The following is a 9,120-nucleotide window of genomic DNA, read 5'->3' as shown; positions in this document are numbered from 1 at the left end:
GTCCGGCGGGGCCCACCCCGTTCGCGCGTTCCGTCCGCGATCAGTCGCCCAGCGGGTGCATCCAGCCGTGGGTGTCGGGGGTGCGGCCGGTCTGGAGGTCCAGGAGCGCCGTGCGGAGCTTCATGGTGACCTCGCCGGGCTCGCCGTCGCCCTGGGTCCAGCTCGCGGCGTGCGACTTCACGGAGCCGACCGGGGTGATCGCGGCGGCGGTGCCGCAGGCGAAGACCTCGGTGAGGGTGCCGTTCTCGGTGTCGCGCTTCCAGTCCTCGGTGGAGATGCGGCCCTCCTCGGCGGTGTAGCCGAGGTCGCGGGCGATGGTGAGGAGCGAGTCACGGGTGATGCCGGGCAGCAGGGAGCCGGTCAGCTCGGGGGTGACGATGCGGTCCCCGTACACGAAGTACAGGTTCATGCCGCCCATCTCCTCGACCCAGCGGTGCTCCACGGCGTCCAGCCAGACCACCTGGTCGCAGCCGTGTCCGGCGGCCTCGGCCTGGGCGACGAGGGAGGCCGCGTAGTTGCCGCCGGTCTTCGCCGCTCCGGTGCCGCCCTTGACGGCGCGGACGTACTCCTCGGAGAGCCAGACCGAGACCGGCTTGACCCCGCCGGAGAAGTAGGCGCCGGCCGGGGAGGCGATCACCATGAAGAGGAACTCGTTGGCCGGGCGGACGCCCAGGCCGACCTCGGTGGCGAACATGAAGGGCCGCAGGTAGAGGCTGGCCTCGCCGGAGGAGGGAACCCAGGCACGGTCCTGCTGGACCAGCGCGTCGCAGGCGGCCAGGAACAGCTCGGTGGGCAGCTCCGGCATGGCCATGCGGCGGGCGGACGCCTGGAAGCGCTCGGCGTTGGCCTGCGGGCGGAAGGTGCCCACGCCGCCGTCGGGCTGCCGGAAGGCCTTCAGCCCCTCGAAGATCGTCTGCGCGTAGTGCAGGGTCATGTTGGCCGGGTCCACGGACAGCGGCGCGTAGGGCACCAGCTCGGCGTCGTGCCAGCCGCGACCCTCCGTCCACTTGATCGTGACCATGTGGTCGGTGAAGTGCCGGCCGAATCCGGGATTGGCCAGGATCGCCTCGCGCTCCGCGTCCGAGAGCGGGTGGGAGGAGGGCTTGAGCTCGATCGTGGGCGTCGTCATGGGTGCGTGTCCTTCACCGGTCGTGTGGAGTGGACCGCGCTCAACGGCGTACCTAGCACGTCGGGCATCCCCGCATTCCGCGGCCCCGCGTTCGATTATCGCGCGGAGGGCGGCTGCGGAGAAAGCCGGTGGTGCGGTCCAGGGGAGATGGTGGCACCCGGAGGCCGCACAGGAGAAGCCGCCGGGCGCCCGTGGGGGCGGACCCGGCGGCTTCGGGGAGCGTACGCGGCCGGGTCAGCCGGCTACGCGGGCGGCGAGCGCGTCGCCGATTTCGTCCGTGCTGCGGAAGGTGCCGTCGCGCTCGGCGAGGTCCGCGGAGACGGCCTCCTCGATGCGGGCGGCCTCCGCGTCCCGGCCGAGGTGGCGCAGGAGCAGGGCGACGGAGAGGACCGTCGCGGTGGGGTCGGCCTTGCCGGTGCCCGCGATGTCGGGGGCGGAGCCGTGCACGGGCTCGAACATGGACGGGAAGGCACCGGTCGGGTTGATGTTGCCCGAGGCGGCCAGCCCGATGCCACCGGTGACGGCGGCGGCCAGGTCGGTGAGGATGTCGCCGAAGAGGTTGTCCGTGACGATCACGTCGAACCGCTCGGGCTGCGTGACGAAGAAGATCGTCGCCGCGTCCACGTGCAGGTAGTCCGTGGTGACCTCGGGGTACTCAGCGGCCACCCGGTCGAAGGTGTTCTTCCACAGGTGACCGGCGTAGACGAGCACGTTGTTCTTGTGCACGAGGGTCAGCTTCTTGCGGGGGCGGGCGGCGGCCCGTGCGAAGGCGTCCCGGACCACGCGCTCCACGCCGTAGGCGGTGTTCACGCTGACCTCGGTGGCCACCTCGGCAGGGGTCCCGGTGCGCAGGGAGCCGCCGTTGCCGGTGTACGGGCCCTCGGTGCCCTCGCGGACGACCACGAAGTCGATCTCCGGACGGCCGGCCAGCGGGGTGGCGGTGTTCGGGAAGAGCTTCGAGGGGCGCAGGTTGATGAAGTGGTCGAAGGCGAAGCGGAGCTTCAGGAGCAGGCCGCGCTCCAGGACGCCGGAGGGGACCGAGGGGTCGCCGATGGCGCCGAGCAGGATCGCGTCGTGGCCCTTGAGGGCCTCCAGCTCCGCGTCCGGCAGGGTCTCGCCGGTGCGGTGCCAACGCTGGGCGCCGAGGTCGTATTCCTTGGTCTCCAGCTTGACGTCCTGGGGCAGGACCGCGGTGAGGACCTTGAGGCCCTGTGCCACGACTTCCCGTCCGATGCCGTCACCGGGGATCACTGCGAGATTGATGCTGGTCGCCATGACGGAACCGTACTCCCTGTCCCATTCGCTGACACGCCTTGTCCGGATACTGGACAAGGCGTGTCAGTCGGGGCCTTTGCGGACGTGCCTGATCAGTGGACGTGGCCGGTCTGGCCGCCGTTGTCACGGCGGTCCAGGGCCCGCTGGAGGGCGGCGGCGGCGTTCTTGCGGTCGGCGGCGGCGGTGGGGGCGGCGTGGCGGACGCGACGGACCGCGGTCGTCTCGGACATGGTGATCGACTCCTTGAGATCACGGATGCGGCCGCGCACGGGCGGGACCGCGGGATGAGGGGTTCTCCAAGGCGCCGGAAGGGGCGGGGAGCCGTGCGCCGCAGGGGTTGCCTGCCAAAGGGCGCGCGCTCTCGACCGCCATTCGCTGGATCAGCGAGACGTTCGGCTCCTACAAAGCTAGGGCAGGTTCCGCTGTATGTCCCGGCAGATACTCGGACTTCCTAGCATTTGAGACGGACGCTCACCCGGCGGGACCCCCGCGCTCACCCGGCGGGACTCCCGCGTCGCGCTCCGACCCCTGCGGCGGGCCTCCCGGGCCCGCTTCGACCGGGCGGCCCATCGTCTCGGAACGCTCGCCCTCGGAGCACTCCCCCGCAGAGGGCGCGCCCCTCGGAGCGCGCGCCCCTCAGAGCACGTCCCCGTCCCGCCAGTCGAAGTCCAGCCGCCCGGCCGGGTCGGGGGCGGTCGCGCCCGCCGGGACCCACAGGTAGGTGCTGCCCTCCTCCTCGGGCAGCGCGACCGGGCCCGCCGGGCCCAGCGCCCCGATCCGTCCCGGCCAGCACCGCCAGCCCCGCCCCGCGTACAGGGCCGCGCCCTCCTCCGAGGCGGACAGGGCCCCGAGCACGTAGGCCGCCTCGACCACCCGCTCCAGCTCCGCCATGACCAGCCCGCCCAGCCCGCGCCGCCGGTGGTCGGCCCGGACCGCCACGGCCTCCACGTACCCGGTGCGCAGGGCCCGGCCGCCGTGCAGGACCCGGCGCTGCACCACGCTGCCGTGGGCGAGGAGCGCGCCCCCGGGGCCGTCCTCGCGGAGCAGGACGTGCATCCCGCCGAGGGCGTGCTCGAAGTCCTCCTCGGCGAAGTCCCCTTCGAAGGCGGCGTCGAGGAGTTCCCGGATCTCGGCGAGGTCGGCCGGGGTCAGCTGCGCGGTGTGGCGGGTCAGGGTGTGCGTCGTCATCCGCCCAGTCTCGCCCGCGGCGGGGCGGGCCCCGCCTCTGCCGGGCCGGCGGACCGCAGGAGTGCGGAAAGGCCGGAAACAGGCGGGGGTTCCGCATGTCGGAGTGCCGGACGCGGGTGCCCGGCGTCGTGGTGGAGGGGTCCGGCGCGGGGGAAACGGACCGTGGCGCCCTCCTTCGGGCGCCGCGCCCGCTCCTTCGCGGCCCCTTCCCGTTCCTGCTCTTCGCGCAGGTCGACGACGGTGCGCACGCCGTGCGCGGCGAGCCGTTCCGGGTCCCGACCGGTAAGGGGGCCGACCCGGTCGACACGGACGGGCCGGGCCGGCCGGAGCCCTCCGGGACCGCCCGGGTCACGAACGTCACCGCGGCCTTCCCGGGCCGGGAATCGACGTTCGGCGCCGACGGTCATAGTGCTCCTGTTGGTGACAGGAGGGACGAACCGACCGGAGGCCGCTCTGGTCGCCGCGGTTCCCGGGCCGCAGACTCGGGCCATGTCCGAACTGACCCAGCATTGGACGCCCACCCACGGCGATCCGTACCGTCCGGTGGCCTATCGGCCCGCGCGGATGCCCGGCGAGGAATCCCTGGCCCGGGCCGCGGACCTGCGGCTGCGGATGGACGGGCGCCGCACGGTGCGCAGCTTCTCCGCCGACCCGGTCCCGGAGCAGGTGGTCCGGGACGCCGTGGCCTGCGCGGCGACCGCGCCGTCCGGGGCCCACCAGCAGCCCTGGACCTTCGTCCTGGTGAAGGACCCGCAGGTGCGGGCCCGGATCCGGGAGGCGGCCGAGGAGGAGGAGCGCCTCTCCTACGACGGCCGGTTGGGCGAGGAGTGGCTGGCCGCGCTGCGCCCGCTGGGCACGGACGCGGTGAAGACCCACCTGACGGACGCGCCCGCCCTGGTGGTGGTCTTCCAACAGCGGTACTGGCTGGGCCCGGACGGCGAGAAGCGCAAGCACTACTACGTGGACGAGTCGGTGGGCATCGCGGTAGGGATGCTGCTGTCGGCCCTGCACCTGTCGGGCCTGGCGGCCCTGGTGCACACTCCCAGCCCGATGCGCTTCCTCGGCGAGGTGCTGGGCCGCCCGGAGAACGAGAAGGCGTTCGCGGTCATCCCGGTGGGCTACCCGGCCCCCGACTGCGAGGTCCCCGACCTGGTCCGCAAGTCCCTGGACCAGGTCCTGATCGAGGTCTAGGCCCCGCTTCCCCGTCGAGTACGTCCCCCACAGCCCCGCCGGCCCGCCGGTGGGGGGTTCCGGCGGCGGGGGCTGCCGGGACCCGCAAGAAGAACCGCCCCCGCTCCGGACTTGGGGGTACCGGAACGGGGGCGGGGTCAGGGACTCGGGTGCCCTCCGCCAAGTGGCGACGCCGCGGCCTCCTGAGGTACGGACGTGGGCTCCTGTGTGGCCGACCGCCCGGGGAAACCGCCGAGTGCCCCGGTCAGCTCCATGCCGATCCGGACGCGATCCTCAGCCGAGCAACCGTCCATGACCGCTCGCACTTGCTGAAGGATCAGGATGTCCCGCACCACTCTGGTCAAGGCGAGGACGGCAGCCGACACGATGACGACGGTGATCACGACGACGCTCGCAGTGATGCCGTGGCCCGCTCCGCGCAGTGGCCTTGCCTCACGGTGAGCACCGCTTCTCCGAGCTCCAAGAGTCCGTAGGCGGACCAGTTCTCGCGCTGGGGACGCTTGGTCGGCGGCAACCCCTCGGCCTCGGCCGTCAGCCCGCTGCGCACGAGGAGCCGCGCCATGTCGGACGCGGGCATCGCGCAGCACCATTCGATGGTGATCCCACGGCTGCCGTGCGCGTAGGTGTTCGCCCATCCGTGAGCGGCGCCCGCCCCGTTGACCAGACGAGGTCGGCGGAGTGCACGACTGAGCAGCCAGTCCTGTCCGTGACGCAGCGGACGATGAGCGGGCAACTCACTGCCGTGGGGATGCCGCGGGCTCTGTCGCCAGACATGAACAAGGTCAGGCGCCCCTTGCGGAAGTACCGGCCTCCAGAAGGGGTCCGGATGCCGCAGTCGGACCCGTGCTCCGTCGAGGAGCCCCCGGAGCCACCACCGGCCGGGAGAACCCGTGAGCCTGAGTCCGGGAACACCCCGCAGGCCGCCGTACAACATGTCCCTGCGGGGCAGGGCCGCGGCCAGCACCCGATCGGCCATGGCCGGGTGCAGCGTCAGCGTCAAACCTTCCCTGCTCGGCTCGGAGGCCGTGAACCCGAGCAGGGCGCCTTCCACCTGTTCATGCCGCAGGGCGTCGACAAGCGACAGCACGAGCCGTGCTTCGAACGCACGCTGACCTGGCAGGTCCGCGTCCGGAACCGGCTGGTACCTGTCGATCAGACCTTCTGTCGCCCATCGAAGGCAGGTGAGGTGGGGCAGCCCAGTGGCGGCCCGGCAGATGACGGCGATGCGATGACGATTGTGCGTGCGCCTGGACATACGTCTCCCTGAGATCCGTCCCGGCACGGACACTGGCAGGTTGCGTATTCCCAGTGGTGGAATCCCGACCCCGCGCGGGAGCTCGTCAGAGCCCTTTGCTCCCCCGGGTACCGGGCCCAGGTTGAGGAGCGCGTCACCGCACACGACAACTGGAGCCAAGGTAGCAGCCGTCGGTCCCCCAGGGAATGGGAACCGCCCCCGCTCCGGACTTGGGGGTACCGGAACGGGGGCGGGGTCAGGGGCGGGGCCGGCGGGCGGCCCCGGGGCGGGTCAGCCCATGTGGGGGTAGCCGTACTCGGTCGGCGGGACCAGGGTCTCCTTGATGGAGCGGGTCGAGGTCCAGCGGAGCAGGTTGGAGGCGGCACCGGCCTTGTCGTTGGTGCCGGAGGCGCGGCCGCCGCCGAAGGGCTGCTGGCCGACGACGGCGCCGGTGGACTTGTCGTTGATGTAGAAGTTGCCCGCGGCGAAGCGGAGCTTCTCCATCGTGTCCGCGGCCGCGTAGCGGTCCTGGGCGATGACGGAGCCGGTGAGGGCGTAGGCGGAGACGGACTCCATCTGGGCCAGCATCTCGTCGTACTTGTCGTCCTCGTAGACGTACACGGCGAGGATCGGGCCGAAGTACTCGGTGGTGAAGACCTCGTTCTCCGGGTCCGTGCACGCGATGACCGTCGGGCGGACGAAGTAGCCCTCGGAGTCGTCGTAGCTGCCGCCCGCGACGACGGTGCAGGTCGGGTCGGCCTGGGCGCGGTCGATGGCGGCCTTGTTCTTGGCGAAGGACCGCTCGTCGATGACGGCGCCGATGAAGTTCGACAGGTCGGTGACCGGGCCCATGGTGATGCCGTCGACCTCGGCGGCGAACTCTTCCTTGAAGCCGTCGTTCCAGATGGAGGCCGGGACGTAGGCGCGGGAGGAGGCCGAGCACTTCTGGCCCTGGAACTCGAAGGAGCCACGGGTCAGGGCGGTCTTGAGGATGGCGCGGTCCGCGGAGGGGTGCGCCACGACGAAGTCCTTGCCGCCGGTCTCGCCGACCAGGCGCGGGTAGGACTTGTACTTCTCGATGTTGTTGCCGACGGTCTTCCAGAGGTACTGGAAGGTCTTGGTGGAGCCGGTGAAGTGGATGCCGGCCAGCTCCGGGTGCTCCAGGGCGACCTCGGAGACGGCGATGCCGTCGCCGGTGACCAGGTTGATGACGCCCTTGGGCAGGCCGGCGGCCTCCAGGAGCTCCATCAGCAGCACGGCGGAGTGGGTCTGCGTCGGGGACGGCTTCCACACCACGACGTTGCCCATGAGGGCGGGGGCGGTGGGCAGGTTGCCCGCGATGGCCGTGAAGTTGAACGGCGTGATCGCGTAGACGAAGCCCTCCAGCGGGCGGTGGTCGCTGCGGTTCCACACGCCGGCGGAGTTGGCCTCCGGCTGCTCCGCCAGGATCCGGCGGGCGAAGTGGACGTTGAAGCGCCAGAAGTCGACGAGCTCGCAGGGGGTGTCGATCTCGGCCTGCTGGGCGGTCTTGGACTGGCCGAGCATGGTGGACGCGGCCAGCTTCTCGCGCCAGGGGCCGGCGAGGAGCTCGGCGGCGCGCAGGATGATCGCGGCGCGGTCGTCGAAGGACATGGCGCGCCAGGCCGGGGCGGCGGCCAGGGCGGCGTCGATCGCGTCCTGGGCGTCCTGCCGCGTGGCGTTGGCGTAGGTGCCGATGACGGACTTGTGCGCGTGCGGCTGCACCACGTCGAAGCGGTCGCCGCCGCCCATCCGCTTGACCCCGTCGATGGTCATCGGGAGCTCGATCGGGTTCTCCGCCAGCTGCTTGAGCTGGGCCTCCAGGCGGGCGCGCTCGGGGCTGCCGGGGGCGTAGGAGTGAACCGGCTCGTTGACCGGCGCGGGGACCTGGGTCACAGCATCCATGAGAGGGGTGTCTCCTTGGTGAGGGGTGTTCTGCCGACCGGGGGCGCTCGGGCCGAGCTAGTTCTTGGTGATCATCGAGCGGACGAAGAAGAGCAGGTTGGCCGGCTTCTCGGCGAGGCGGCGCATGAAGTATCCGTACCAGTCGGTGCCGTAGGCGGTGTACACGCGCATCCGGTGGCCCTCGGCGGCGAGGCGGACGTGCTCCTCGCTGCGGATGCCGTACAGCATCTGGAACTCGTACTCGTCGAGCTTGCGGCCGGCCTGGCGGGCCAGTTCCTGGGTGATGGCGATGAGGCGCGGGTCGTGCGAGCCGATCATCGGGTAGCCGTCGCCGGCCATGAGGATCTTCAGGATCCGCACGTACGCCTTGTCGATCTCGCCCTTGTCCAGGTAGGCGACCTCGGCGGGCTCCTTGTAGGCGCCCTTGACGATGCGCACGCGGCTGCCGGCGGCGGCCAGGCGGCGGGCGTCGGCCTCGGTGCGGAAGAGGTAGGCCTGGATGACGCAGCCGGTCTGCGGGAAGTCCTTCCGCAGCTCCTCGTGGATGGCGAACATCGAGTCGAGGGTGGTGTGGTCCTCGGCGTCCAGGGTGACCGTGGTGCCGATGGCGGCGGCGGCCTCGACGACCGGGCGGACGTTGGAGAGGGCCAGCTCGTGGCCGTTCTCGAAGGCCGGGGCGGTCACGGAGGTCGGCAGCGACTGGCCGAACATCGACAGCTTCACGGACATCTCGGCCCTGGTGCCCAGGCCCAGCTCCTTGAGGCGGCCGATGAGCTCCAGGTAGGCGTCGCGGGCGGCGTGCGACTGCTCCACCGTGGTGATGTCCTCGCCGACGACGTCGAGGGTGACCTCCAGGCCCTTCGCGTCGAGCTCCGACACGATCGGGATCACCTGGTCGACGGTCTCGCCCGGGATGAAGCGGTTCACCACCGGCTTGGTCACCGGGGCAGCAGAGACGATCTTGCGCATCTTGTCGCTGCGGGACGCGGCGAGGATCACGGGACCCAGCACGGGGGCACCTCCAACGGGTGGCAGAAAGCTAGTGCGGAAAGCGCCACGAAAGTCATGAAGATGAACAGATCATCCTTATACCGTCGCGACACGGAGAACCACCGTGAAACCTAAGGATCGATCCGATCCTCGACCATCGACACCTGTCACGCATCCGTGGTCGCGATCT

The 9,120-nt window shown here is 71.3% G+C and carries 9 protein-coding genes; 1 reads left to right on the top strand and 8 read right to left on the bottom strand.

All coding sequences use genetic code 11. From position 1 onward, the window contains the following. Positions 1-40 precede the first annotated feature (40 nt). The 5 genes from ABTZ17_RS14605 to ABTZ17_RS14585 form a co-directional block, all read right to left on the bottom strand. A complete protein-coding gene (locus ABTZ17_RS14605; protein ID WP_352195940.1) occupies positions 41-1,129 on the bottom strand; it encodes a branched-chain amino acid aminotransferase in 1,089 nt (362 codons plus the stop codon). A gap of 234 nt (positions 1,130-1,363) precedes the next feature. Beyond that, positions 1,364-2,404, bottom strand: a complete 1,041-nt coding sequence (locus tag ABTZ17_RS14600) for a 3-isopropylmalate dehydrogenase (RefSeq protein ID WP_352195939.1) — start codon at positions 2,402-2,404, stop codon at positions 1,364-1,366. A gap of 92 nt (positions 2,405-2,496) precedes the next feature. Continuing rightward, positions 2,497-2,634: a hypothetical protein gene (locus ABTZ17_RS14595; protein WP_352195938.1), complete on the bottom strand. Its 138-nt coding sequence runs from the start codon at positions 2,632-2,634 to the stop codon at positions 2,497-2,499. 406 nt (positions 2,635-3,040) lie between these two features. Further along, positions 3,041-3,592, bottom strand: coding sequence for a GNAT family N-acetyltransferase (locus tag ABTZ17_RS14590; RefSeq protein ID WP_352195937.1), 552 nt, complete (start codon positions 3,590-3,592; stop codon positions 3,041-3,043). Further along, positions 3,589-3,999: a tyrosine-protein phosphatase gene (locus ABTZ17_RS14585; RefSeq protein ID WP_352195936.1), complete on the bottom strand. Its 411-nt coding sequence runs from the start codon at positions 3,997-3,999 to the stop codon at positions 3,589-3,591. The genes ABTZ17_RS14590 and ABTZ17_RS14585 overlap by 4 nt, the downstream gene beginning before the upstream one ends. A gap of 82 nt (positions 4,000-4,081) precedes the next feature. Between ABTZ17_RS14585 and ABTZ17_RS14580 the strand changes: the two genes are divergently transcribed. Next, positions 4,082-4,783: a nitroreductase family protein gene (locus ABTZ17_RS14580; RefSeq protein WP_352195935.1), complete on the top strand. Its 702-nt coding sequence runs from the start codon at positions 4,082-4,084 to the stop codon at positions 4,781-4,783. Between the two features lie 379 nt (positions 4,784-5,162). Here the strand turns inward: ABTZ17_RS14580 and ABTZ17_RS14575 are convergent, their stop codons facing one another. The 3 genes from ABTZ17_RS14575 to ABTZ17_RS14565 form a co-directional block, all read right to left on the bottom strand. Further along, on the bottom strand, positions 5,163-6,038 hold the full coding sequence (locus ABTZ17_RS14575) for a hypothetical protein (RefSeq protein ID WP_352195934.1): 876 nt from the start codon (positions 6,036-6,038) through the stop codon (positions 5,163-5,165). A gap of 270 nt (positions 6,039-6,308) precedes the next feature. Continuing rightward, a complete protein-coding gene (pruA, locus tag ABTZ17_RS14570; protein WP_352195933.1) occupies positions 6,309-7,940 on the bottom strand; it encodes an L-glutamate gamma-semialdehyde dehydrogenase in 1,632 nt (543 codons plus the stop codon). A 57-nt stretch (positions 7,941-7,997) separates the two neighbouring features. Further along, positions 7,998-8,951: a proline dehydrogenase family protein gene (locus ABTZ17_RS14565; RefSeq protein WP_352195932.1), complete on the bottom strand. Its 954-nt coding sequence runs from the start codon at positions 8,949-8,951 to the stop codon at positions 7,998-8,000. Positions 8,952-9,120 lie beyond the last annotated feature (169 nt).

Source organism: Streptomyces sp. NPDC097619 (assembly GCF_040302735.1).
Taxonomy (GTDB): Bacteria; Actinomycetota; Actinomycetes; order Streptomycetales; family Streptomycetaceae; genus Streptomyces.
Note: the sequence above shows the minus strand (reverse complement) of the source record. Positions and strands in the feature narration are given on the sequence as shown.